General features: G+C 60.9%; 23 protein-coding genes and 1 pseudogene. 6 read left to right on the forward strand and 18 right to left on the reverse strand.

Features of this window, described 5'->3' with window-relative positions:
* Window positions 1–32: 32 nt before the first annotated feature.
* On the reverse strand, window positions 33–725 hold the full coding sequence (locus KVG91_RS12160; RefSeq protein ID WP_169377957.1) for a fimbria/pilus chaperone family protein: 693 nt from the start codon (window positions 723–725) through the stop codon (window positions 33–35).
* Window positions 726–863: 138 nt separating this feature from the next.
* Window positions 864–1517 (reverse strand): DUF1120 domain-containing protein, encoded by a 654-nt coding sequence (locus KVG91_RS12165; protein WP_169377958.1) that lies wholly within the window; start codon window positions 1515–1517, stop codon window positions 864–866.
* Between the two features lie 476 nt (window positions 1518–1993).
* Here KVG91_RS12165 and ppx point away from each other — a divergent pair, with 476 nt between their 5' ends.
* The gene (gene ppx / locus KVG91_RS12170) at window positions 1994–3496 is read left to right on the forward strand and encodes an exopolyphosphatase (RefSeq protein ID WP_169377959.1); all 1503 of its coding nucleotides are present in this window, start codon (window positions 1994–1996) and stop codon (window positions 3494–3496) included.
* 154 nt (window positions 3497–3650) lie between these two features.
* Here the strand turns inward: ppx and ppk1 are convergent, their stop codons facing one another.
* Together ppk1 and hemB are read right to left on the reverse strand one after the other, a co-directional pair.
* Window positions 3651–5873, reverse strand: a complete 2223-nt coding sequence (gene ppk1 / locus KVG91_RS12175) for a polyphosphate kinase 1 (RefSeq protein WP_169377960.1) — start codon at window positions 5871–5873, stop codon at window positions 3651–3653.
* Window positions 5874–5891: 18 nt separating this feature from the next.
* Window positions 5892–6905, reverse strand: a complete 1014-nt coding sequence (gene hemB / locus KVG91_RS12180) for a porphobilinogen synthase (RefSeq protein WP_169377961.1) — start codon at window positions 6903–6905, stop codon at window positions 5892–5894.
* Between the two features lie 207 nt (window positions 6906–7112).
* Between hemB and KVG91_RS12185 the strand changes: the two genes are divergently transcribed.
* Complete coding sequence (locus KVG91_RS12185; protein ID WP_169377962.1) at window positions 7113–7748, forward strand: DedA family protein; 636 nt, start codon at window positions 7113–7115, stop codon at window positions 7746–7748.
* Here the strand turns inward: KVG91_RS12185 and KVG91_RS27555 are convergent.
* Window positions 7746–8062: pseudogene (locus tag KVG91_RS27555) on the reverse strand (sterol desaturase family protein); the annotation flags it as partial. The gene KVG91_RS12185 and the pseudogene KVG91_RS27555 sit on opposite strands and share 3 nt — an antisense overlap.
* A gap of 160 nt (window positions 8063–8222) precedes the next feature.
* Here KVG91_RS27555 and elbB point away from each other — a divergent pair.
* The gene (elbB, locus tag KVG91_RS12190; RefSeq protein WP_169377963.1) at window positions 8223–8888 is read left to right on the forward strand and encodes an isoprenoid biosynthesis glyoxalase ElbB; all 666 of its coding nucleotides are present in this window, start codon (window positions 8223–8225) and stop codon (window positions 8886–8888) included.
* Here elbB and KVG91_RS12195 read toward each other — a convergent pair.
* From KVG91_RS12195 to KVG91_RS12215, 5 genes are all read right to left on the reverse strand, one after another.
* Window positions 8885–9340, reverse strand: a complete 456-nt coding sequence (locus tag KVG91_RS12195; protein WP_169377964.1) for a YaiI/YqxD family protein — start codon at window positions 9338–9340, stop codon at window positions 8885–8887. The two genes, elbB and KVG91_RS12195, sit on opposite strands and share 4 nt — an antisense overlap.
* A 32-nt stretch (window positions 9341–9372) precedes the next feature.
* Window positions 9373–11268, reverse strand: a complete 1896-nt coding sequence (locus KVG91_RS12200) for an FTR1 family protein (RefSeq protein ID WP_169377965.1) — start codon at window positions 11266–11268, stop codon at window positions 9373–9375.
* 214 nt (window positions 11269–11482) lie between these two features.
* On the reverse strand, window positions 11483–12115 hold the full coding sequence (locus KVG91_RS12205) for a LysE family transporter (RefSeq protein ID WP_169377966.1): 633 nt from the start codon (window positions 12113–12115) through the stop codon (window positions 11483–11485).
* Window positions 12116–12203: 88 nt separating this feature from the next.
* Window positions 12204–12776: a mechanosensitive ion channel family protein gene (locus KVG91_RS12210; RefSeq protein WP_076951990.1), complete on the reverse strand. Its 573-nt coding sequence runs from the start codon at window positions 12774–12776 to the stop codon at window positions 12204–12206.
* Window positions 12776–14686, reverse strand: a complete 1911-nt coding sequence (locus KVG91_RS12215; RefSeq protein WP_169377967.1) for an ATP-binding cassette domain-containing protein — start codon at window positions 14684–14686, stop codon at window positions 12776–12778. The genes KVG91_RS12210 and KVG91_RS12215 overlap by 1 nt, the downstream gene beginning before the upstream one ends.
* A 50-nt stretch (window positions 14687–14736) precedes the next feature.
* On the opposite strand from KVG91_RS12215, the gene KVG91_RS12220 reads away from it, so the two are divergent.
* Window positions 14737–15204: a TIGR02444 family protein gene (locus KVG91_RS12220; RefSeq protein WP_169377968.1), complete on the forward strand. Its 468-nt coding sequence runs from the start codon at window positions 14737–14739 to the stop codon at window positions 15202–15204.
* On the opposite strand, the gene KVG91_RS12225 is transcribed toward KVG91_RS12220, so the two are convergent.
* Window positions 15201–16283 (reverse strand): AlgP family protein, encoded by a 1083-nt coding sequence (locus KVG91_RS12225; RefSeq protein ID WP_217894889.1) that lies wholly within the window; start codon window positions 16281–16283, stop codon window positions 15201–15203. The two genes, KVG91_RS12220 and KVG91_RS12225, sit on opposite strands and share 4 nt — an antisense overlap.
* A 192-nt stretch (window positions 16284–16475) precedes the next feature.
* On the opposite strand from KVG91_RS12225, the gene KVG91_RS12230 reads away from it, so the two are divergent.
* The gene (locus tag KVG91_RS12230; protein ID WP_169374934.1) at window positions 16476–17153 is read left to right on the forward strand and encodes an FKBP-type peptidyl-prolyl cis-trans isomerase; all 678 of its coding nucleotides are present in this window, start codon (window positions 16476–16478) and stop codon (window positions 17151–17153) included.
* Between the two features lie 53 nt (window positions 17154–17206).
* Here the strand turns inward: KVG91_RS12230 and rsd are convergent, their stop codons facing one another.
* From rsd to KVG91_RS12260, 7 genes are all read right to left on the reverse strand, one after another.
* Window positions 17207–17665 carry a sigma D regulator gene (rsd, locus tag KVG91_RS12235; RefSeq protein ID WP_169374933.1) on the reverse strand — a complete coding sequence of 153 codons (459 nt, stop codon included), beginning with the start codon at window positions 17663–17665 and terminating at the stop codon, window positions 17207–17209.
* 207 nt (window positions 17666–17872) lie between these two features.
* The gene (locus tag KVG91_RS12240) at window positions 17873–18394 is read right to left on the reverse strand and encodes a disulfide bond formation protein B (RefSeq protein ID WP_169374932.1); all 522 of its coding nucleotides are present in this window, start codon (window positions 18392–18394) and stop codon (window positions 17873–17875) included.
* Between the two features lie 238 nt (window positions 18395–18632).
* The gene (locus KVG91_RS12245; protein WP_169374931.1) at window positions 18633–19874 is read right to left on the reverse strand and encodes a heme biosynthesis protein HemY; all 1242 of its coding nucleotides are present in this window, start codon (window positions 19872–19874) and stop codon (window positions 18633–18635) included.
* Window positions 19875–19879: 5 nt separating this feature from the next.
* Entirely contained in the window at window positions 19880–21001 is a 1122-nt protein-coding gene (locus tag KVG91_RS27560; protein WP_169374930.1) for a uroporphyrinogen-III C-methyltransferase, read from the reverse strand.
* Window positions 21002–21019: 18 nt separating this feature from the next.
* The gene (locus tag KVG91_RS27565) at window positions 21020–21778 is read right to left on the reverse strand and encodes a uroporphyrinogen-III synthase (protein WP_169374929.1); all 759 of its coding nucleotides are present in this window, start codon (window positions 21776–21778) and stop codon (window positions 21020–21022) included.
* Window positions 21775–22716 (reverse strand): hydroxymethylbilane synthase, encoded by a 942-nt coding sequence (gene hemC, locus KVG91_RS12255; protein ID WP_169374928.1) that lies wholly within the window; start codon window positions 22714–22716, stop codon window positions 21775–21777. The genes KVG91_RS27565 and hemC overlap by 4 nt, the downstream gene beginning before the upstream one ends.
* 138 nt (window positions 22717–22854) lie before the next feature.
* The gene (locus tag KVG91_RS12260; protein WP_169374927.1) at window positions 22855–23601 is read right to left on the reverse strand and encodes a LytR/AlgR family response regulator transcription factor; all 747 of its coding nucleotides are present in this window, start codon (window positions 23599–23601) and stop codon (window positions 22855–22857) included.
* A gap of 501 nt (window positions 23602–24102) precedes the next feature.
* Here KVG91_RS12260 and argH point away from each other — a divergent pair.
* Window positions 24103–25497, forward strand: a complete 1395-nt coding sequence (gene argH / locus KVG91_RS12265; RefSeq protein WP_169374926.1) for an argininosuccinate lyase — start codon at window positions 24103–24105, stop codon at window positions 25495–25497.
* The last annotated feature ends 4 nt before the right edge of the window (window positions 25498–25501 follow it).

Below are 25501 nucleotides of genomic sequence, written 5' to 3' on the forward strand. Positions count from 1 at the left end.
AACCTGGATGCCTGATCTTTTTCATAAGTCAGTCAATCCGCGCCAGCCACAACGGACGCGCGGTAGCTGCCCACCGTGAACCCGTAGACCGTGGCCGGCTGAAACTCCACCGCAACCACGCTCGCCATTGAACCGGCCGCCGCGACCGTCAGCACTTCACCCGGCAGGATGTAAGTGCGCGGCAACGTTCCTACCTGAGCCTGCGGATGCAGTTGCACTTCCAACGACATACGCACGACGTAGGCGCTGTCGTTGTGAACCCTTAACCTGTCACCTTCACGCTTCCATGTGAGCAACTGCCAGGGCGCGTCATGTTTGGGCAGCCCTTTGGGATGCAGGATCAAGGGCAGGTTCTGCCGCAAGGTGATACCAATGGTCGCACCGCCGGGCGTGCGGGCCTGGGGGATGCCTTCAAAGGAGACTCGTTTCAGGCGCTGGGTCTTGAGAGGAGCCTTCGCGATACTGATGAAACGAACAAGTTGCGTGTCGCCTGCTTCGACCCGAGTAATAGGCGGCGTGACGATCAATAACGGTTCCTGATCCTCCGGTATGTTTTCGATGGCCGAATGAAGCAACGCCGGGCCAGGGTCGGTATTTTTAATATTGAGTGTTGCCTCGCCGTCTTCTTCATTCAGAATCACAACGGTTGTTTCAGGCTGCATCCCGTCGGCGAGTGCGTTACCACACAAGCAAAGACACACACTTATAAACCGCAGCAACGACATTACTATTGTTGATAGACCATTCACCGATTTTACCCACCGCCACAAGGCCAACAATTAATAAATGCCCACGTAAAAGCGGCCGGCATTAAAAGAGACGTGTAATTGCCCTTACGTTAATGCCGGCCGTTAATGGCGGAATCAGATGTAACTCAATTCCAGCCTGGCGCGACCATCCAGCGTTACGTCGCTGGTCAGATCCAGATCCTGGGTGCGGTTGATCACGGCTTTCACTTCAAGCGTGCCATTGAGCAGGGTGATGGAGGCGGGTACCACGCTGTTTCCACTGCCCCACGAATACTGACTGGGATTTTGAGCAATTTTACCGTCGCTGCGCTGCCAGGAACCTGCGGTGCCCACACGCATGAGAGGGCTGAGTGCCCCGTTGGACGAGCGCAGATTCTTCAGGGTGACGGAATAGCCACCGGTACGCTTGTGGTTATCAATGCCCAAGCCGAAGTTTTGCGCCTCGGTGAAACCGGCACCGAGGACCCCTACCACCTTGCTATCCGCTTGCATATCGCTCAACTTCAGACCGAACTTCGCTGGTGCTTGGCCGCAACTGACGGTCAAGCTGACAAGTTTTGCGGCCAAAGGGTTGAACTGCGTCGCGGACAAGCTTGCGGGGTTGATTATCTGGTAATCGACGATGCCACCACCCCCAAGGGTCAGGTTGCAAGCCACCGGCTTGATAGTGCCACGCACAATCAGCTCGGCAGCCGTTGTTGCATGAGCGCCGATACTCGCAACCAAACAAAGAGTTCCTATTGTCAAACCCAGCATGTTTTTCTTCATGTTTAACCTGTTATCTGAAAGAGGCAGGTGTCTCTACGATGGACGGGGATCCGATGACTTTTCAATCATTCACCTTGAACATTCGGCCATACATAAATAACACCACGGCAAAATCGCCGAGTGACAGTCTGCCGGTTGGGCACCGGATTAAAGAATCAGAGAACACGCCAGTAATTGTAGGAGCCGTAAAAACGATAAGCGAGCCAAGCCTAATCATTGGGTAGGCTTAAACACGAAACCAACAAGACTATTAACTACTTCCTTGTAAGCAACGTCACAAAAGGCACAACTACATTGGGAGGTTAATAACGCCTACAAATACGGAACACCATTGGCAGGAGACTTGGAAGCCCGTCTGACATTCCCCACAGAAATTCCTCACAACGCCCCCCAGGCCAATTACCCAAGCAGTACGCGTTGGCACCACAGGTCGATCGTGGCACGATGGCTGGGTTATCGACCGAGACCCCCTTACCATGCCGCAATCCCAAGCCAAGAATCTGTCCCTGATCGCCGCCATCGACCTGGGCTCCAACAGCTTTCACATGGTCGTGGCCAAGGCCCAGAACGGCGAAATCCGCATCCTCGAGCGGCTCGGCGAAAAAGTGCAACTGGCCGCAGGCATCGACGACGAGCGTCAGCTCAACGAAGAGTCCATGCAGCGCGGGCTCGATTGCCTCAAGCGGTTTGCCCAGTTGATCAACGGCATGCCCCTGGGCGCCGTGCGAATCGTCGGCACCAACGCGCTGCGCGAAGCCCGTAACCGTGGCGAATTCATCCGCCGCGCCGAGGAAATCCTTGGGCACCCGGTAGAAGTGATCTCCGGCCGTGAAGAAGCACGACTGATCTACCTCGGCGTGTCCCATACCCTGGCCGATACCCCCGGCAAGCGCCTGGTCGCCGACATCGGCGGTGGCAGTACCGAATTCATCATTGGTCAGCGCTTCGAGCCGCTGCTGCGCGAAAGCCTGCAGATGGGTTGCGTCAGCTACACCCAACGCTATTTCAAGGATGGCAAAATCACCCCGGCGCGCTACGCCCAGGCTTACACGGCAGCGCGACTGGAGATCATGAGCATCGAACACGCCCTGCACCGTCTGGCCTGGGATGAAGCCATCGGCTCGTCCGGCACCATCCGCGCCATCGGCCTGGCCTTGAAAGCTGGCGGCCATGGCACCGGCGAGGTGAATGCCGAAGGCCTGGCGTGGCTCAAGCGCAAGCTGTTCAAGTTGGGAGATGCCGAGAAAATCGACTTCGACGGCATCAAGCCGGACCGTCGCGCCATCTTCCCGGCCGGCCTGGCGATTCTAGAAGCGATCTTTGACGCCCTTGAGCTGCAACGCATGGACCACTGTGACGGCGCACTGCGCGAAGGCGTGCTCTACGACCTGCTGGGCCGTCATCATCACGAAGACGTGCGCGAGCGCACGCTGACCTCGCTGATGGAGCGTTATCACGTCGACCAGGAACAAGCCGCTCGCGTGGAGCGCAAAGCCCTGCATGCCTTCGACCAGGTGGCCCAGGACTGGGACCTGGAAGACGGTGTCTGGCGCGAACTGCTGGGCTGGGCCGCCAAGGTGCATGAAGTGGGCCTGGACATCGCCCACTACCATTACCACAAGCACGGCGCGTACCTGATCGAGCACTCGGACCTGGCGGGCTTCTCCCGGGAAGACCAGCAGATGCTCGCCCTGCTGGTGCGCGGCCATCGCCGTAACATCCCCAAGGATAAATTCGCGGAATTCGGCGACGACGGCATCAAGCTGATTCGCCTGTGCGTGCTGCTGCGCTTTGCAATCCTGTTCCACCATATCCGCGGTACGCAGGAAATGCCCCAGGTAGCCCTGCGCGCCGACGGCGACAGCCTGGACGTGGTGTTCCCGAAAGGCTGGCTGGACGAGAACCAGCTGACCCAGGCGGACTTTGCCCAAGAAGCGGAATGGCTGACGCGGGTGGGGTTCAGCCTGAACCTGCACTAGAGAACACCGCAAACAAATGTGGGAGCTGGCTTGTGTGGGAGCTGGCTTGCCTGCGATAGCATCACCTCGGTGTGACTGACACACCGAGATGCCTGCATCGCGGGCAAGCCCGGCTCCCACACAAGCCAGCTCCCACATTGGGTTGTGCAGGGTGTTAATTCACCGTCAGAATCGGGCTACCCAGCTTCTCCAACAGCGTCGCCTGCGCACTGCGCGGGTTCTGGTTGCCGGTCGGCGTGTTGCGGATATAGCGGCCGTCCGATTGCAAGCTCCAGCTGTGGGTGTTGTCGGTGAGGTAGCTTTCCAGCTCCTTCTTGACCCGCATGATCAGCTTCTTGCCTTCTACCGGGAAGCACGTCTCGACGCGCTTATCGAGGTTGCGCTCCATCCAGTCGGCACTGGAGAGGAACATCTGCTCCTCGCCGCCGTTGAGGAAATAGAACACCCGCGTGTGCTCCAAAAAGCGACCGATGATCGAGCGCACATGAATGTTGTGCGACACCCCGACAATGCCCGGACGCAGGCAGCACATGCCACGCACCACCAGGTCGATCCGCACGCCGGACTGGCTGGCCTTGTACAGCGCGCGGATGATCTTCGGATCGGTCAGCGAGTTGAACTTGGCGATGATGTGCGCCGGCTTGCCTTCAAGGGCAAACTGGGTCTCGCGGGCAATCATGTCGAGCATGCCCTTCTTGAGCGTGAACGGCGCGTGCAACAGCTTCTTCATGCGCAAGGTCTTGCCCATACCGATCAACTGGCTGAACAACTTGCCGACGTCTTCGCACAGCGCGTCGTCGGACGTCAGAAGGCTGTAGTCGGTGTAGAGCTTCGCGTTGCCGGCGTGGTAGTTGCCGGTGCCCAAGTGCGCGTAACGCACGATCTCACCGGCTTCGCGGCGCAGGATCAGCATCATCTTGGCGTGGGTCTTGAAGCCGACCACGCCGTAGATCACCACCGCACCGGCCGCTTGCAGGCGGCTGGCCAGTTGCAGGTTGGACTCTTCGTCGAACCGTGCACGCAATTCGATCACCGCAGTGACTTCCTTGCCGTTGCGTGCAGCGTCCACCAATGCATCGACGATTTCCGAGTTGGCGCCGGAACGGTACAGGGTCTGGCGCACGGCCAGTACATGAGGGTCCTTGGCGGCCTGGCGCAGCAGGTCGACCACCGGGGTGAAGGACTCGAACGGGTGCAGCAGCAGGATGTCCTGCTTGCTCACCACACTGAAAATGTTCTCGCTGTTTTGCAGCAATTTCGGGATCTGTGGGGTGAAAGGCGTGTATTGCAGTTCCGGGTGGCTGTCCAGGCCGGTGATGCTGAACAGGCGTGTCAGGTTCACCGGACCATTGACCTGGTACAGCTCGGATTCGGCCAGGTTGAACTGCTTGAGCAGGTAGTCCGACAGGTGTTTAGGACAGGTGTCGGCGACCTCCAGGCGCACCGCATCACCGTAGCGCCGCGAAAACAGTTCGCCGCGCAGGGCACGGGCCAAGTCTTCGACGTCTTCGGAGTCCAGCGCCAGGTCAGCGTTACGGGTCAGGCGGAACTGGTAGCAGCCCTTAACCTTCATGCCCTGGAACAGGTCATCGGCGTGTGCGTGGATCATCGACGACAGGAATACATAGTTATCGCCAGCGCCCCCTACCTCTTCGGGTACCTTGATGATCCGTGGCAACAGGCGCGGCGCGGGAATGATTGCCAGGCCCGAGTCGCGACCGAAGGCGTCGATACCTTCGAGCTCGACGATGAAGTTGAGGCTCTTGTTGACCAGCAACGGGAACGGGTGCGTCGGGTCGAGGCCGATCGGGGTAATGATCGGAGAAATCTCGTCACGGAAATAACGGCGCACCCACGTCTTGATCTTGGTGGTCCAGTGACGGCGACGGATGAAGCGGACCTGATGTTTCTCAAGTTCCGGCAACAGGATGTCGTTGAGGATCGCGTATTGGCGGTCCACATGGCCGTGCATCAACTCGCTGATGCGCGCCAGGGCCTGGTGCGGCTGCAGGCCGTCGGCGCCGGCTTGTTCTCGGGCGAAGGTGATCTGTTTCTTCAGGCCGGCGACGCGGATCTCGAAGAACTCGTCCAGGTTGCTGGAGAAAATCAGCAGGAACTTGAGCCGTTCCAGCAACGGATAAGACTCATCCAGCGCCTGCTCCAGCACGCGGATGTTGAATTGCAGTTGCGACAGCTCGCGGTGGATGTACAGGCTGCTGTCATCCAGGTTGGTCACGGCAACCACCGGGGCCGGCACAGGCGGTTCGACCACCACGGCGGGCGCGGCGGGCTCATGCTCCGGCGGAGTCTCGGTGGCTTGTTCCACCACCGGGTGAGCGTCTTTTACGGCAACTTCTGTGAGTCCTTCGGTATTCATCGAATGTTCCTGTGAGGGCTAGTGTTGCTCTCTAAGCAATTGGGCGGCGCGGGCGGCGAAATAGGTCAGGATGCCATCAGCCCCGGCGCGTTTAAAGGCTGTCAGGGATTCAAGGATCACCCCTTCACTCAGCCATCCGTTCTGTATTGCAGCCATGTGCATCGCGTATTCGCCGCTGACCTGATACACAAAGGTCGGCACCTTGAATTCATCTTTGACCCGATAAAGGATGTCCAGGTACGGCATCCCCGGCTTGACCATGACCATGTCGGCGCCTTCGGCCAGGTCGGCCGCCACTTCGTGCAGGGCTTCATCGCTGTTGGCCGGGTCCATCTGGTACGAAGCCTTGTCGGCCTTGCCCAGGTTGAGGGCCGAGCCCACCGCGTCGCGAAACGGGCCGTAATACGCGCTGGCGTACTTGGCCGAGTAGGCCATGATCCGCACATTGACGTGGCCGGCCAGCTCCAGGGCCTCGCGGATCGCCTGGATGCGGCCGTCCATCATGTCCGACGGTGCAACCACCTGGGCGCCGGCGTCCGCATGGGACAAGGCTTGCTTGACCAGCGCATCGACGGTGATGTCGTTTTGAACATAGCCGCCCTCGCCCACAATGCCATCCTGGCCGTGGGTGGTGAAAGGGTCCAACGCCACGTCGGTGATCACGCCCAACTGTGGGAACCGCTCGCGCAGGGCACGCGTGGCACGCTGGGCGATCCCTTGCGGGTTCCAGGCCTGCGCGGCGTCCAGGGACTTGAGTTCAGGCGGCGTGACCGGAAACAACGCCAATGCCGGAATCCCCAATTCAACCCACCCGGCCGCTTCTTCGAGCAGCAGATCAATGCTCAAGCGTTCCACGCCGGGCATCGAAGCCACCGCTTCCCGACAATTTTCACCGTCCAGCACAAAGACCGGCAGGATCAGATCGTTCACCGTCAGTACATTTTCACGTACCAGGCGGCGAGAAAAATCATCACGACGGTTGCGACGCAGGCGGGTGGCGGGGAACAGCCGGTTGGCAGGGGTAAAGCTCACGACAGACTCCTGAGCCCGGGCATACGGGCGAGCGTTGCAGTTATAAGCGGCCATTATGACGAAGGTATGACAGTTGTGCTTAAGGATGCGACCTGTAGCCGCATTCGCCTTCTGCGTAGGAATTGTTCACTTCGTGACACATCTCGATACTTTCATGAATCTTCGTGAAGGCGTAGGCTGCGCGTTCATTTCGCCAGCACCCAGACCATGCTTCAACAATTTCTGCATGACTTCGGCTACTTTGCCCTTTTCCTGGGCACCTTCTTTGAAGGCGAGACCATTCTGGTTCTCGCAGGCTTCCTGGCGTTCCGTGGATACATGGATATCAACCTGGTGGTGGTCGTTGCCTTTTTCGGCAGCTATGCCGGCGATCAGCTTTGGTATTACATGGGCCGCAAGCACGGCCGCAAGCTGTTGGCGCGCAAGCCGCGCTGGCAGTTGATGGGCGACAAGGCGCTGGAGCATATACGCAAGCACCCGGATATCTGGGTGCTGAGCTTCCGTTTCGTCTACGGGCTGCGCACGGTCATGCCGGTGGCGATTGGTCTTTCCGGTTACCCACCGTTGCGTTACCTGATCCTTAACGGCATTGGTGCGGCGATCTGGGCCGCCGCGCTGGGCGCAGCGGCTTATCACTTCGGCGCGGTGCTGGAAGGCATGCTCGGCAGCGTCAAGAAGTATGAGCTGTGGGTCCTGGGTGCGTTGCTCTTGCTTGGATTGGGCTTGTGGCTGCGCCGCCGTTTCAAGAACGCCCGTATCGCTCGCCAGGCCTGTGCCGACGAAAAGGCCAGGCTTGCCGCAGAGCCTGCACGGGTCGAAGCGCCTAAGACGCCGGTCGAATAATCGGCCCGTGCAGTAATAGAGGCCGATTACACTCAGCAGGCTGTAGCTCAGCAAGCCCAGCCATCCCATGGCGATGTAGCCTTGTTGGCGCACAGCCAGCGCGACGTCGAATTTGCGCAGCCGGCGCAAGTCATGGTTGGCCAATAGGCGCTTCGCTTTCACGTCCGCCGCAAGCCAGCCGGTGCGTATGAGCCAGGTTCCCAGCTTGTCCCACCGTCGTCCTCTTCCTGTTGGGTGCCGAACAGCAGGTCCCAAAGAGTGAACACCCCGCCATAGTTGCGATCCATGTAGAGAGCGTTGTGTGCAGGGTGTGCGCCTGTTCATATCGTGCCCGGCATCGGATAAACACCTGAGTGTGTGACTGGTCCGGTCTATTTTTGTTACATCAAGACTAGGTGTGGTGACGCGACTTCCCATTGGCAACAGGTGACAAATTAGTAGACATTTAACGCCAAGACTCCAGGAGAAATGCCCATGAGCAAAAAGATTGCAGTGATCCTTTCCGGCTGTGGCGTGTACGACGGCGCAGAGATCCACGAAAGCGTGATCACCCTGCTGCGCCTGGACCAGCGCGGCGCTCAGGTCCAATGCTTTGCCCCGGACATCGCGCAATTGCACGTGATCAACCACCTCACCGGCGAAGAAATGTCCGAGTCGCGCAATGTACTGGTGGAGTCGGCACGGATCGCCCGAGGCGCGGTTCAGGACATCGCTGAAGCCGACGTCACGCAATTCGATGCGCTGATCGTGCCGGGCGGGTTTGGCGCGGCCAAGAACCTGTCGAACTTCGCCGTTGAGGGCGCGGGCTGCAGCGTCAACCCACAGGTCCTGGCGCTGGCCGAAGCCTTCGCCGAAGCGGGCAAGCCCGTGGGGCTGATCTGCATCTCACCGGCCCTGGCGGCGAAGATCTATGGCCCGGGCGTGACCTGCACCATCGGCAACTGCGCCGACACCGCCGCCGCGCTGGACAAGATGGGTGCGACCCATCAGGAGTGCACGGTGGAGGATATCGTCGAAGACAAGGCACGCAAACTCGTGAGCACACCGGCCTATATGCTCGGCAAGAACATCAGCGAGGTCGCTTCGGGGATCAACAAACTGGTGGACCGGGTGCTGGAGTTGACCCACGAGAACGATTAACCCACCTTCATCAACCGGGTGAGGATCCGGTCCAGGGCATTGGCAAACGCCTGTTTGTCCTTCTCACCATGGGGCGGTGGCCCACCGCCCATCTGGCCTTGCTCACGCAGGTCAGTGAACAGGTTACGCACCGCCAGCCGCTCACTCATGTTCGCCGGGCTGAACTCCTTGCCGCGCGGGTCAAGCGCCGTGACGCCCTTTTTCACCAACCGGTCGGCCAAGGGCACATCGCTGCAGATCACCAACTCACCGGGCACTGCGTGCTCCACCAGGTAATCATCGGCCGCATCCGGACCGCTGGGCACCACGATCAGCTTCACACAGGCAAAACTCGGCTTGATCTGGCTTTGCCCGGCCACCAGCACCACTTCGAACTGGCGCGTAAGAGCGAATTTCACCACTTGGTCCTTGGCCGCCCGAGGGCAGGCGTCTGCATCGATCCACACGCGCATGTTCAATCCCACCTCTGCAAGACTCCCCATACTCAGGCGGCAATGCGCCGTTTCTCGGCCAGCCGACTACGGCCATACAGCACCACAATTGCCAGGATCGCCACCGCTTGCGCACCCAAGGAGTACGCATCGGCGTGGATGCCCAGCCAGTCGAAGTCAAAGAACGCCACCGGCCGCGTGCCGAAGATGCCGGCTTCCTGCAACGCCTTCACACCATGCCCGGCAAAGACCACCGACAGCGCGCACAGCAGCGCCGCGTTGATCCCGAAGAATAGCGCCAATGGCAGCTTCGCCGAACCGCGCAGGATCACCCACGCCAGGCCCACCAGCAGCACCAACGCCGTGGCGCCACCCGCCAGTACCGCGTTGTGCCCGGCAGGGCCGGCTTGCAGCCACAGCGTTTCATAGAACAGGATCACCTCAAACAGCTCACGATAGACCGAGAAGAATGCCAGCATCGCAAAGCCGAAACGCCCGCCGCCGCCCACCAGGCTGCTCTTGATGTAATCCTGCCAGGCAGCTGCGTGGCGTCGGTCGTGCATCCATACGCCAAGCCACAGCACCATCACGCTGGCGAACAGCGCCGTGCAGCCCTCAAGCAATTCACGCTGGGCGCCGCTTACATCAATCACATACGCGGCCAACGCCCAAGTTGCCAAGCCAGCCAACAGCGCCAGGCTCCACCCTACGTTGACGCTGCGTACCGCCGACTGCTGGCCGGTGTTACGCAGGAACGCGAGGATTGCGGCCAACACCAGAATCGCTTCCAGGCCTTCGCGCAGCAGGATCAACAACCCGGAGATGTAGCTCAGCGACCAGCTCAGGCCGTCACTGCCCAACAAGCCGGCAGATTCGCTGAGCTTGCCCTTGGCCACGTCGAGGCGTTGTTGCACCTGCTCCACCGGCAAACCGTCCTGCAATGACTGCCGATAAGCCATCAGCGCCTTCTCGGTGTCCTTGCGCACGTTGGCGTCGACGTTATCCAGGGAGCTTTCCACCAGTTCGAAACCTTCCAGGTACGCGGCCACCGACAAGTCGTAGGCCTGCTCGTGATCACCCTTCTGGAATGCAGCCAGGCTCTTGTCCAGCGTAGTGGCAGTGTAGTCGAGCAACTGCGCCGGGCCGCGCTTGACCTGGGGCGGTTGCGCACGCTGGGCGCGGAACGTCGCTGCGGCGGCCGGGCCACTTGCGGCCAGCACTTCATCAGGCGTTTGGCGGGCCAGGTCGGCGAGATTGAACGGCTGCTCGCTGTGGGCGGCCGCCGGGTCGGCGGTGAAGCTGGCGATATAGGTGGCCAGGTCCCAGCGCTGACGGTCGTCCAACTGGTCGGCGAAGGACGGCATATCGGTGCCTTCAACGCCGAGGCCAAGGGTGTTGTAGATCGCGTAGAGGCTCAGACGGTCCAGGCGCCCGGCGTCGCGCAGGTTGGCGGGTGGCGGCGTCATGCCAACGCTGGCCGGGCCGTCACCCGCGCCCGATGCGCCGTGGCAAACCGAGCAATGCTGGGCGTAGAGCGGGGCGCCGCGCGTTGGATCAGGCGTGATCGCCGGGGCCTGGCTGACCTCATAGGCCACTGCCAGTTGGGCACCCAGTCGACGGGCTTGGCGAGCGACCGCCGCGCCGTCCTGATGCGCAGTTACAGCCGCTGACAGTTCATCGACACCTTTGGTCAAGGCCGCGCGTTCCGGGCGCTGTGGCAGTTCTGCCACCAAGCCCTGCAACACCCCGAGAAACTCCAGCTGTTCGCGGTATTCGGATTCATCGATAACCTTGCCCGCCTCCACCGTCTGCGGATAGTCAGCGCCAATGTAATCCAGCAGATGCAAGGCTTGTTGCGCGCCCTCCGCAGTCGCGGCGAACAGGTTGAAGCTGCACGACATCAACGCCGGCAGCAGCAGCCAGGCGAGAAAACGGGAAGGGGCAGTCATGAACGAATCTCAAATGGAAATACGAAGTAACACATTGTCAAACCTAAAGGGGTTTGACTCAAGGCGTAAGTGATTCGTTGTTCTCGGACACGACAAAACAACTGTGGGAGCGGGCTTACTCGCGAATGCAGAGTGACAGTCACCCGAGCGATTGACTGATCCACTGCATTCGCGAGCAAGCCCGCTCCCACATGTTTGATTCGGTTTAGTCAGATCAAGCCGTCGCGCGATGCAAGCTGGCGAGAAAACCCGCCGCCCCCACGAACAACCCGGCAAACGTCCGGTTCATGCGTTTCTGCTGCTTAGGCGTACGCAACAGGCGCAACACCTTCGACGCCAGCCCCGTATACCCCGCCATCACCACCATGTCGACGCTGATCATCGTCGCACCGATGATCAGGTACTGGCTCAGCAACGGCGCCTGCGGGTTCACGAACTGCGGCAACACCGCCAGCATGAACACCAGCGCCTTGGGGTTACTGGCGTTGACCAGAAAACCTCGGAACATCATGGCGATCGGCTTGCCAATCGGGCGCACGGCCGCGTCGTCGGTCATATCCATGGGCAAGGCGCGCCATTGCTTGATGGCCAGATACATCAGATACGCTACGCCAAACCACTTGATCGCATAGAACGCGGTGGACGACGTCGCCAGGATTGCACCCAAGCCGAAAGCGACGACGGCAATCTGCATGGCCAGGCCCAGCTGCAGGCCGATGGCATTCCAGTAGCCGCGCAGGAAACCGTATTGCAGGCCGCTGGACATCGAGGCGATGGCGCCGGCGCCAGGGGAAAGGGAGATGATCCAACTGGCCAGGAAAAAGGCCAGCCACGTGTCGAGTGCCATAACACACCTCAGGGGGAGTTAGCTGTTGTGGCCTTAAGCTAACTCCGCCGGCCGCGAGGTGGCTATAAATTTTTATGCGATCTGATTACTAACGATCGCCCGGAAACACGTGGGTACCTGGCCAACGTCGCACCGAGCGCTGAAAAAACAGGCTGTTGGGCACCTGTACCATCGCACTGTCAGTGCCGGCTTCCGCCACTTCGACCAGCGTGGTGTAAAGGAGGTTGATCGCCACGACCCGCCCCTTCACACCTGGCTTATCGACAGTGTCCACCAGCTCGACGATGTCACCGAGGCGAAACGGCCCGACCGTAAAGATCAGGATGGCGCACAACAAGTTCGACAGCACCGACCACATGGCGAAAAACGCCACGGCGGCGACCGCCACGAACCCCGACAATGCCGTCCACAGTACCGTCGCGGAAACGCCCAGCCGTCCCAGGACGAAGATCAGCGCACTGCCCATGATCAACCAGCGCAGACCACCGCGCAGCGGCATCAGCAGCTGCGGGGGGAACGGATAGCGCTCACCCAGGCGAGTCAGGCCTTTGCCGACAAAACGTTGGGCGAGGTAACCGGCCAGCAGGATCAACAGGATTTGCACGCCGATCCATACGGGTTCGACCCACTGCGCCGGTAACGCCAACTGCAACGCTTCCATCAAGACAGCGCCTCCAGCTCCGCTTGCAAGGATTCGAGCAGTTCGAGGGCCTCCATCCAGGTTTCCTCCAATTGCCCTTCGCGCACCTTGAGCTTGGCTTGCTCAGCCAGCAAGTCGCGCAATTCGTCCTTGCGGGCGGCTTCGTAGACGGCGCTGTCACCCAGGCTGGCTTCGATACTGGCCAGGCGCTCATGCACCTTGCCCAACTCGGCTTCCAGCTTGTCCGCTTCACGCTTGTGCGGTGCCAACTGCTGACGCAGTGCAGCGGCGGCTTGACGCTGGGCTTTCTTGTCGGTCTTGTCCGGGTTGACGGGGGTGTTGCTGACCGGCGCGTTGCGTAGGCGGTAATCCGTCAGCCAACGCGCGTAGTCATCCAGGTCGCCGTCGAACTCTTCGACTTTACCGTCCGCCACCAACAGGAAATTGTCGGTGGTGCTCTTGAGCAAGTGGCGGTCGTGAGACACCACCAGTACCGCACCGCTGAATTCCTGCAGGGCCATGGTCAGCGCCAGGCGCATTTCCAGGTCCAGGTGGTTGGTCGGTTCATCGAGCAGCAGCAGGTTCGGGCGGTCCCAGGCGATCAACGCCAGGGCCAGGCGGGCTTTTTCGCCGCCGGAGAAATTCAGCACCGGCTCGTCGATTCGCGCGCCACGGAAGTCGAAACCACCGAGAAAGTCGCGCAGGGTCTGCTCGCGTTCGGTTGGCGCCAGACGCTGCAGGTGCAACAACGGGCTGGCCTTGGCGTCGAGCGAGTCCAACTGATGCTGGGCGAAGTAGCCCACCACCAGGTTTTCGCCGCGCATCAGCCGGCCGGCCAAAGGTTGCAGCTCGCCCGAGAGGTTCTTGATCAGCGTCGATTTGCCCGCGCCGTTAGGCCCGAGCAAACCGATGCGCGCGCCCGGCGTGAGCTGCAGCTTCACTTTTTCGAGGATGGTTTTATCGCCATAACCCAGGCGTGCGTCAGAAAGATCCAGCAACGGGCTGGAGATCTTCACCGACTCGCGAAAAACAAAGTCGAACGGCGAATCGACGTGGGCCGCCGAGAGCTCTTCCATGCGCTCCAGGGCCTTGATTCGGCTCTGCGCCTGCCGGGCCTTGGTGGCCTGGGCCTTGAACCGGGCAATGTAGCTTTCCATGTGCGCACGCTGCGCCTGTTGCTTCTCGAACGCTTGCTGCTGCTGGGCCAGGCGCTCGGCACGGGCACGTTCGAACGCGGTGTAGCCGCCCCGGTAGAGGGTGATTTTCTTCTGTTCAACGTGGGCGATGTTGTCGACCACGGCGTCGAGGAAGTCCCGATCGTGGGAAATCAGCAGCAAGGTGCCCTGGTAGTTCTTGAGGAACTCTTCCAGCCACAGGATCGCATCGAGGTCCAAGTGGTTGGTCGGTTCGTCGAGCAGCAGCAGGTCCGAAGGGCACATCAGCGCCTGGGCCAGGTTCAGGCGCATGCGCCAGCCGCCGGAGAAGTCGGCAACCGGGCGGTCCATCTGTTCGTTGGTAAAGCCAAGGCCGGCCAGCATCTTGCGGGCGCGGGCGTCGGCGGTGTAACCGTCGGCGCTGTCGAGTTCCGAATGCAGGCGTGCCTGGGCGGCGCCATCCTGGGCTTTCTCGGCCTCGGCCAGGTCGTGCTGTACCTGGCGCAGGCGCAGGTCGCCATCGAGCACGTAGTCGATCGCGATGCGGTCCAGGGTGTCGATTTCCTGGCGCATATGGGCGATGCGCCAGTCGGCTGGCAGCAGGCAATCCCCGGAGTCTGGGGTCAGCTCACCGAGCAACAGGGCGAACAACGTGGATTTGCCGGCGCCATTGGCACCGATCAGACCGGCTTTGTGACCGGCGTGCAGGGTCAGCTCGGCGTCTTCGAGAAGACGTTGCGGGCCACGCTGTAATGTTAGGCTTTGAAGTCGGATCATAATGGCGGCGGAGTCTACCAGCTTCGTTGCCCGCTGGCTTGGGTGTGAATATGTGCGCTGACCTGTGGAGCTTTTCCCTTTCGACTTATGCCCGCCCGGGCGTCGAAGCGGCTTGCCTGCGTTTGCAGGAGCAAGGTGCGGATGTGTGCCTGTTGCTCTGTGGTGCGTGGTTGGAGCAACGCGCTGTTGCCGCGACCGCCGAGCGCATACAGGCGCTGAAACAGATCGCCGGACCTTGGCAAACCCAAGTAATCGAGCCATTACGACAGGTGCGCAGGCAATGGCGCGAAACGGCGCAGCACGATAAGAATTTGGCGGGGTTGCGCGAGCGGGTCAAGGCCCTGGAGCTGGATGCCGAACGACAACTGCTGACGCGCCTGGAGGCACTGGCGCAGCTATGGCCGACGGATGACGCAATAACTCAGCAACCGTGGTTGGAAGGACTGGCGGCTGAGGATGCCGCCAACCTTGACCACGACGTGCTGCAAGCGCTGCGCGTCGTGGTCACCAGCGCTTAAGAGGCGCTGCTTGGGGTGGCGCTTGGCGCTGCCGGTGCAGGTGTGCTGCCGGTCGGTGCAGTTGGCGCGGTGGACGCTACCGCAGCGACAGCGGGCGTGGCGGGCTTGGCAGCCGATGGCTTTACTGCGGCTGGTTTGGCAGCAGCAGGTTTGGCGGTTGGCTTGGCGGCCGGTTTCGCAGCGGCAGTTTTAACAACTGGCTTGGCGGCCGGTTTCGCAGCAGCAGTTTTAGCAACTGGCTTGGCGGCCGGTTTCGCAGCAGCAGTTTTAGCAACTGGCTTGGCGGCCGGTTTCGCAGCAGCAGTTTTAGCAGCTGGCTTGGCGGCCGGTTTCGCAGCAGCAGTTTTAGCAGCTGGCTTGGCGGCTGGTTTCGCAGCAGCAGTTTTAGCAGCTGGCTTGGCGGCTGGTTTCGCAGCAGCAGTTTTAGCAACTGGCTTGGCGGCTGGTTTCACAGCAGCAGTTTTAGCAGCTGGCTTGGCGGCTGGTTTCGCAGCAGCAGTTTTAGCGGCTGGCTTGGCGGCTGGTTTCACAGCGGCAGTTTTAGCAGCTGGCTTGGCGGCTGGTTTCGCAGCAACGGTTTTAGCAGTTGGCTTGGCGGCTGGTTTCGCGGCAGCCGTTGTTTTGGCAGCGGATTTGGCTACTGGTTTGGCGACAGGTTTTGCCGCTACTTTGGCAGGCGTACGAGCGCTCAATGCTTTAGATACGGCTTCCTTCACACGGCCAACGCCCTGGGCCAATTTCAGGCTTTCCTGGGCATCTTTCTTGAGTTGGGAAATGTAGGCGCGGGTTTCAGCCTGGCGATCCTTGAGGGCGTCCAGCAGGTCCTCAAGCTCTTTGACAGCATCCTTGGCTTTGGCTTGAGCCTTGGCCTTGCCGGCGGTGGCGGCGTCTTGCAGCTTGGTGCGGGATTTGTGCAGCTTTTCTTGCGCTTTACCGCGTTGTTTTTCCAGCTTGGCGAGCAGTTTTTCTGCATCGGCCAAGGCTTGGGAACAAGCGCTTTCCAGATGTTCGAGCAAGCTGCCCGAAAGTTGTTGGAGTAAGTGCAACGGGGTATTAACAGGCTTCTGTTTGGCCGACATGGTTTACCTCCTGGCTGACGTGGGTGCGGCTCATACTAGCCCTCTGCTCTTACCGCCGCTAGGGCATGTTGACAGTATCGTTTGGCTTGCGTTGCAGCCGGCGAAAATTCTTATGGATATAACGAAAATACGCGGCACTTTTTACCCATTCACGCTGGCATAATCCGTCCCACTTTCGGCGGGAGCACACCCATGTCGCGTTACGTCTTTCTTATACTTGGCTTGGCGATTTCAGCGGCCAATGCCAGTGATCAATCGCCTGCAAAGAACCGTGATCAGCACCAGCACGACCTTGCCTACAGCCTGGGTGCCAGCCTCGGTGAACGCCTGCGCCAGGAAGTCCCCGACCTGCAGATCCAGGCCTTGATCGATGGCCTCAAGCAAGCCTATCAAGGCAAACCGCTGGCGTTGGACAACGCGCGCATCGAGCAGATTCTTGCCCAACACGAAGCACAAAACGAAGCCGACACGCAGGTTCCTGAAAGCGAAAAAGCACTCTTGGCCGAACGGCTGTTCCTGAGCAAAGAAAAAGCCGCGAAGGGTGTGCGCGAATTGGCGGATGGCATCCTGCTCAACGAGCTTACGCCCGGCACCGGTGAAAAACCGAAGGCCAGCGACCAGGTTCAAGTGAAATATGTGGGCCGGCTGCCCGATGGGACGGTATTCGACCAGAGCACGCAGCCCCAATGGTTTCGCTTGGACAGCGTGATCAATGGGTGGAGCAGTGCATTGCAACAGATGCCGGTCGGTGCGAAATGGCGCCTGGTGATTCCATCGGCCCAGGCGTATAGCGCCGACGGTGCCGGCGAGTTGATCCCGCCCTATACACCACTGGTATTTGAGATCGAACTGCTTGGCATCCGACACTGACCCATAAAAAAACGGCGCGCCATGCGCACCGTTTTTTCTAACGCTGTCGAGGATTAAGCCTGAGTCGCGGACTCTTCCTTGTGAGCGTTATGCAGCACTTCGATCAAGCAGTCTTCCAGCTCGAAACGCTCGTGCAGCAATGCGCCCAACTCCTTGAATTTTTCTGCAACACATTTCCCCGCATCACACAGGTCGGTGAACGCCAGCAGCTTCTCGGTGATGACATCGAGACGCGGATAAATCGTCTCGGCCAATTCCAAGCCACGCTGATCGTCGAAGGCTTGTGCCTCCTTGGTCAGTTGCTCGTAGACGCCGAAATGACCGGCGGACACGTAGTCAACCAATACACTGCAGAAATCCTGTAACGGCTCGCGGTTCTCAGCCAGTGCCTCGGGTTTGGCGCCGAGCGCATCAAAGGCCCGAACCAGTTCGTGACGCGCCTTCAGCCAGCTATCGATCAGCTTGTGCACCCCACCCCAGCGTTCCTGAGCATTCTGACAACTTTCCAGCATGGTGATCTCTCTTCCCTATAGGGGCGCTGCCGCCTGGTGCCCGCGCAACACTTCAAGGTAAAGCCGCAGCCGGACAGGGCCGCATCTGACAAATGGTTTCAATAACGCGTGCGGGCCAGATTATGCCCGCATGCCTATGGCTTCAAGGTACGCAGGACAGAAAGTTCATACAAGTGTTTAATCCCGGCCTTGAAACCGCGCACGGGCTCACTGCCTCGTCGGACGCGAACGCTGGCGCACACACAGCCGTGAAAACTGCATCACGCCCACTACCAGCATCCCGACAAAGAACAGCAGGCTCCACTCGGGAAGGCTCAGCTCAAACAGCGTCCAGTTGGTTTCCACGCAATCGACGGTGCCTTTGACGGTCAGTTGCAAGGCCTGCCAGAACGACAGGTTTTCGATCATGTAATGCAGGCTTGGCCAGCAATCGGCGGCCTGGTCCGGCGCGGCATTTTGTAGCAGCACCTGGCGCACGGCCGTCAGGGCACCGAGCAATGCGAAGCCGATGCTCGTCAGCCCGTAAAAGTGCAGAGCCCCACGTTTGGGGTCATGGAGGGCGGCGACCAAGTTGATCACGGTGAAAGCGGCCAGGAATCCCCGCTGCACCTGGCAGAGGAAACACGGACGCAATGACACGCCGAACTCGAGGTAAAAGGACGCGGCCAATGTCAGCGCACCCGCCAGGAACGCAAGAAAAAACAAGGAGCGTGAAGGGGCCAAAGACATGCTTTATCCGCATCGCGAAAGATAGGTCGCTACGGTAGAGGAAAGGCCTGACCCCTTTCAATACGTGCCAGAGCAGACAATTCCGCGAGAAGGTACGGACTTTCCGCCAAAAGATGGAGGACCTGGGAAAATTGAGCGTCGGACCTTGCCTACAAACGCTCAACTCCCGGCCTTGTCGGCCTTATGCGGGGTCGGCTGCCAGATAATATCTGAGCCGACCCTGGCCAATTTGCCTACATCAAACGCGAGCCGGAACAGGCAACGGCGACGCCAGCAGACGGTTATCCAGCAATCCCAGCCCTTCCTGGAACAGCTGGTTACTGCGCTCAGCGTCCCCCAGTTGGGCCAACAAACGCGCCAGCTCGGCACAGGCCTCGGGATTGCGTTGCACTTGAAGGCTACTTTCCAGGTAATCCCGCGCCTTGCCCCACAGGCTGTTTTGCAGGCACAGGCGGCCCAGCGTCAGCAGCAGGCTGGCATCACTTGGATGGTCCTTGAGCCAGCCTTCGGCAAACTTCAATTGCCGGGCCGGGTCACTGCCACGCAGCAGGCCGTACAGCCGGATCAGGTGGCTGTCGTAGCCGCGTTTAATAGCGCCACGCAGCGCTTCCTCGGCCTTCGCATCGGCACCCAGTTGACGCAGTTGTTCGGCGTAGGCCAGAACCAGTTGCGGCTCCTGCCGCTGGGCAGAAGTCAGTTGCTGCCAGGCCCGCTCAAGGGACTGCAAACCGGCTTCACCCTCCTCTTCGCGCCGGGCCGCCAGGCTCAGGTTTTCACCCCAGGCGCGGCGCTCAAGCTCGGCCAGTTCGCTGGCCGGCAGCACTTTATCCTTACGTAATTGCGGCAAAAGGCGGATCACCGACGTCCAATCGCCCCGCTGCTGGTGCAGACGCTGCAATTGACGCAAGAGCTGGGCGTTATTGGGATGACGCTCGTGCATGGCCTGCAGCGTGGTCAATGCACCGTCTGTATCGCCGCGGTCCAACTGCAGTTGCGCGTGGCTCAAGGCAACCGCAAGCTCCGCCTGGGGCTGACGCTCAAGGGCGCGCTCCAGCAAACCATCGGACTCTTCGTAACGCCCCTGTTCATTCGCGGCACGGGCCGCGCCGAGGTAGTACAGCAGTGGCTGGCGCTCGGCTTCGGCGGCACGGTGCAGGTGGCGTTCAGCGCTGGCCCAGCGGCCCTCGGCGAGGTCCATCTGACCTTGCTCGATAGCGATCTGCACGCGGCGGCTGCGGTTGCGCCGCGACCACGGGTTGACCACGCCACCGGAGGTGGTGACCAGGCTCAACAGCACTCGAATCAGGTAGATCGCCAAACCGATGGCCACCACCGCCACCAAGGTCGCCCACAGGCTCGACTCGTAATGCAACACATGGGGGTAGGTAATCAGCACGTAGCCGGTGTGTTTCGAAATGCCCACAGCCAGCGCCAGCGCGATGGCAACCGCCAGCACCAGGATCACATAGAAACGTTTCATCGGCTCTACTCCTGCTTCGCCGACGTGGCCGCCGGCGTCGCTGCCGCCTTGGCTTCGTCGGCAGACAGATGACGGCGCTCAAGGTAGGCCTGCACGGCGGCCAGGCTCGCGGCCAGGTCCGGCGTCACCACCGACACCGCCTTGGGCTCAAGCTCGGCGATACGCGCCAGCATCGCCTTGCTTTGCGGGTTGTCCTGGTTGAAGTTGTCCTGCAACACGCTGCGCGCCTCGCCGAGTGAGCGGCTATACACCGCCGACTCGCCGTTGAGCGCCGCCCATTGCGCTTGCTCCAGGGCCAGGCTCAAAGCCAGGCGCACCTGGTTCAGGCCTTGACCGGCCAGCAGCGGGCGAATGTTGTCGTCCGGGTTGAAGTCGATGCGGAAATACCGGGAAATCTGCTCCCACCACTGGCTCCAGCGGCTCTCCGTGTCGGTGGTCGAGCGCCCCTGGGAAGCGGGCTCGGTCAGTTGATACTCCGGGGCGATGGCTGCCAATTGCACAACCTGATCGCGCAAGGCCGCCAACTGCAGATACAGCCCGGTGCGGTCAGGTTGCTCGGTACTGCGCAGCGCGACGAGGCTCTTGGCCAATTGCTCGCGGGCAGCGTAGGCGCCCGGATCGCTCTGTTCGCGAAGAATCTCGTCGGCACCCTGGACCAGCGCCTGGGCGCTGTTGATATCTTGCAAGGCCGACAGGCGCAGGCTCGCCAGGCGAATCAGGTGTTCGGCCTCGGCCAAGCGCCAGTCCTTGCGGCTGGAACCCAGCACGGTTTCCAGGCGCTGACTGAGGCGCTGCTGATCACCCTGTAACTGGGCCACCAGGCGACGACGTTCCTCCAGCTCATCCGCTGCCGGCAACTGCGCCAGCCGCGCAGCCAGTTGTTGCTGGCTTTGCTTGAGGGACTGGGATTGCTCATCGAGGGTCTGCACCTGGCCCAACTGCTGCTGGCTGCTGGCTTGCAGGGCACGGACCTGCCAGATCCCCCAACCGCCGGCGGCAACGCCAGCGGCGCCCAGCAGCAGGGCAACGATTGCCAGGCCATTGCCACGGCGCGGCGCGGGGGCCGGTGCAACCTGCGCATCAGGTGCGGGTTGAGCTTCATCTTTAGGCAAGGCTGTTTCGCTCACGTATCCGTCCTTTGCGTATCAGAGAGTGGGAACGGTATAGCTCCGTATCGCCACTAACAAAGCCGCGGCACTCGCACCGCGACAATCCATAACTTTTTCTGCGCCGGCGGCCCGCGCCATCTCCTGGACTCGCGGGCTCGGTACGAACAACGGCAGCTGTGCCACTTGTGGCCAATCGGCTGCGGCCAGAGCTCGCAAGTGTAAAAAACCTTGCCCACTGCTGACCACCAGGCCGTTCAAGCGTTCCAACTGGATGCGTCGCATCAGTACCCCGGCGTCGTAGGCCGGCAGGAACCGACGATACAGCTCCAGGTAGTCGACACTAGCACCTCTCTCGCGCAAACGCTCCGCCAGCAGCTCGCGGCCGCCCTCGCCGCGCAGGATCAGCACCCGGGGATCGGCGCCTGCGATAGCCTCGCGCAGTGCAGGCAATTGAAGCAAGGCCTCGCTGTCGTCGCCAGTAGGGGGATACTTAACATCCAGGCCGTGCTGGGCCAGTACGTGCGCGGTGGCTGCGCCCACGCTGAACCATCGCAACTGCGGCCATGCTCGATCAAGCTGTTGCACGGCCAGGCGCGCGGCAGGCTTGCTGACGACGATGACCGCACAGTAGCGGCCCAGGTCATCAAAGACTGCCTGCTGTTGAGCTGTAACGGGCAGTGGCTCGATATCCAGCAACGGCAAGCTGCTGCTGAAGATGCCAGCTTCGGACAACGACGCCGCCAGGGCGGCCGATTCCTCGGCAGGCCGCGTCAGCAGCACACGCCATTGCGTCACTGCGGACCCGCCTCGCCGTAGACTTTTTGCAGAATGGCACCGGCGCCCTTTTCCAGTAGCTCTTCAGCCACCTGGACACCCAGCGCCGTGGCGTCACGCTGTGGGCCACGCACCTCGGCGGTCAACAGCGTGCCGCCGTCGGGGTCGCCTACCAGGCCACGTAACCACAGGTTTTCACCTTCGAGCACGGCGTAGCAGGCGATCGGCACCTGACAGCCACCGTTGAGGTGCTTGTTCAGGGCACGCTCGGCCGTGACGCGCACTTCGGTGTCGTGGTGATCCAGCGGCTTGAGCAGGGCATGGATTTCGCTGTCGGCGGTACGGCATTCGATGCCAACGGCGCCCTGGCCACCCGCTGGCAAGCTGTCCTCGACGCTGAGGGCCGAGGTGATACGGTCTTCGAAGCCCAGGCGGATCAGGCCGGCCGCCGCGAGGATGATCGCGTCATATTCACCGGCGTCCAGCTTTGCCAGGCGGGTGTTGACGTTGCCGCGCAGGAAGCGGATCTGCAGGTCCGGTCGACGTGTCAGCAATTGCGCCTGACGGCGCAGGCTGGACGTACCGACGATGCTGCCCACAGGCAATTCATTCAGGGACGCGTACGTGTTGGAAACGAAAGCATCACGCGGGTCTTCGCGCTCGCAGATACAAAACAGGCCCAGGCCTTCGGGGAAGTCCATGGGCACGTCTTTCATCGAATGCACGGCGATGTCGGCTTGGTTTTCCAGCAGCGCGGTTTCCAGTTCCTTGACGAACAAACCTTTGCCGCCGATCTTCGACAGTGGCGAGTCGAGCAGCTTATCGCCGCGACTGACCATGGGCACCAGTGACACCTTGAGGCCAGGGTGAGCCAGCTCCAGGCGTGCTTTGACGTATTCGGCCTGCCACAAGGCAAGGGCGCTTTTACGGGTGGCGATGCGGATTTCGCGAGAGGACATGGAGCAATCCGTACTGAATAGATACGGCAGATAATAACAGCTCAGGCAAATACGCTTTGATTTGAATCAGCAAGTGCGAGGCCTCCCTGGCCACGTCGCACCGGGATATAGAATGCAGGCCTCGCCACAACCCTTGGGCTAAAGCTGCTGCATCATCTTGCGCACACCGGCGACATGCCGCCGGCTGACGATCAACGCGTCGCCGTTGAGACCTTTAAGAAATAACTGAAAGTGCCCCAGGGGCGTGCGCTGCAGGCGCTCGATTCGCTCGCGGGCCACCAGCGCGTTGCGATGGATGCGCACGAAGCGGTCGCCGAACTCATCCTCAAGCGCCTTGAGCGGCTCATCGAGCAGCACCTCACCGCCTTGGTGGCGCAGGGTCACATACTTGTGATCAGCGATAAAATAGACCACCTCTCCCAGGGGGATCAATTCAATGCCTTTGCGTGTGCGCGCGCTGATATGGCTGCGCGGCCCATTACCACTTTGGGCGGCGGGCTGAGTCAGGGCGGCGAGCTGGACGCGGGTTGGGCGCTCGGCTTTTTTCAAGGCCTTGAGCAAGGCATCGCCAGCCACCGGCTTGGTGAGGAAACTGACACCGCTGGCTTCCAGCGTCTGCGCGGGAAACTCGTCAGTCGCGGCACAAAAGACCACGGCCGGCGGCGACTCTCGCTCGCTCAGTCGGGCGGCAACTTGCAAGCCATCAAGACCAGGCATACGGATATCAAGCAACACCACATCCGGCTTGAGGCTGTCGATCAGCGTCAACGCCTCTTCGCCCGTGGTGGCGCTTGGCTCCAATACGGTATAACCCTCGATTTCACTGACTGAACGACTCAGTCGCTCGCGGGCTTGGGGTTCGTCATCAACGATCAGGACATTCATATAGCGCTGGATTCCTGCGTGAGTCTCGCACAAGGATAGCGTAGACAGGTGCGGTGACTTGCGTCACAGCGATCCACGCTAAGACTGGCGCGAGCGGCAAAAAGTGCCCTGAGAGTGGCACCCATGTTTACCCGGACCTGTTCAATAGCGCCCAAGACCTGCTGTCTTCGGGCATCGTCGTAGGGTTTGCTGATACACAATCCGAATCCCCCCCTTTTCAATGGATAGTCTGGGCTCTGACCGCACCACCTGACTTTGGTGCATTCAAACACGGTCAGTCCAACTGTAGACGCTCGCTGAGACGACATTGCTCAATCGACAAATAAGGTTTCAATAAGCACCCGCGCCCAGTCTCGTCCTGGACGCGTCCGGCGGCAAGGCACTTAGCCATCCTTTGCGCAAATAAAATGCCGACAACCCACAGCGCCGCCTTCCCAGGCAACCCTGTTATTATCGACGGCACACTTCCCTGTCTCTTATAAGCACATCACGAGCGAATCCATGAGCACCGACAAGACCAACCAGTCCTGGGGCGGCCGCTTCAGTGAACCCGTCGACGCCTTCGTCGCCCGCTTCACCGCCTCCGTCACCTTCGACCAGCGCCTGTACCGCCATGACATCATGGGCTCCATCGCCCACGCGACGATGCTGGCCAAGGTCGGCGTGCTGACCGACGCCGAGCGCGACAGCATCATCGACGGCCTGACCACTATCCGTGGCGAGATCGAAGCCGGCACGTTCGACTGGCGCGTCGACCTGGAAGACGTGCACATGAACATCGAAGCCCGCCTCACCGACCGCATCGGTGTGACCGGCAAGAAGCTGCACACCGGCCGTAGCCGCAACGACCAGGTGGCGACCGATATCCGCCTGTGGCTGCGTGACGAAATCGACCTGATCCTGGCCGAAATCACCCGCCTGCAAAAAGGCCTGCTGGAACAGGCCGAGCGTGAAGCGGACACCATCATGCCAGGCTTCACTCATTTGCAGACCGCGCAGCCTGTGACATTCGGTCACCATTTGCTGGCCTGGTTCGAGATGCTCAGCCGCGACTACGAGCGCCTGGTGGACTGCCGCAAGCGCGCCAACCGCATGCCGCTCGGCAGCGCCGCGCTGGCCGGCACCACCTACCCGATCGACCGCGAATACACCGCGCAACTGCTGGGCTTTGACGCCGTCGGCGGCAACTCTCTGGACGGTGTGTCGGATCGTGACTTCGCCATTGAATTCTGCGCCGCCGCCAGTATCGCGATGATGCACCTGTCGCGCTTCTCCGAGGAGTTGGTGCTGTGGACCAGCGCGCAGTTCCAGTTCATCGACTTGCCGGACCGTTTCTGCACCGGCAGCTCGATCATGCCGCAGAAGAAAAACCCCGACGTGCCTGAACTGGTACGTGGCAAGAGCGGCCGTGTATTCGGCGCGCTGATGGGCCTGCTGACCCTGATGAAAGGCCAGCCGCTGGCCTACAACAAGGACAACCAGGAAGACAAGGAGCCGCTGTTCGACGCCGCCGACACCCTGCGCGACTCGCTGCGTGCGTTTGCCGACATGATTCCCGCGATCAAACCCAAACACGCGATCATGCGTGAAGCGGCACTGCGTGGGTTCTCCACCGCGACCGACCTGGCGGACTATCTCGTGCGCCGTGGCCTGCCGTTCCGCGACTGCCACGAAATCGTCGGCCATGCCGTGAAGTATGGCGTAGACACCGGCAAGGACCTGGCGGAAATGAGTCTGGAGGAACTGCGCAGGTTCAGCGACCAGATCGAACAGGATGTATTTGCCGTGCTGACCCTGGAAGGTTCGGTGAACGCCCGTAACCACATCGGCGGCACTGCGCCGGCGCAGGTGAAGGCCGCTGCTATGCGTGGCCAGGCGCTGCTCGCCAGCCGCTAAAAGC

The sequence above is a fragment of the Pseudomonas azadiae genome (assembly GCF_019145355.1).
In the GTDB taxonomy this organism is placed as follows: Bacteria; Pseudomonadota; Gammaproteobacteria; order Pseudomonadales; family Pseudomonadaceae; genus Aquipseudomonas; species Aquipseudomonas azadiae.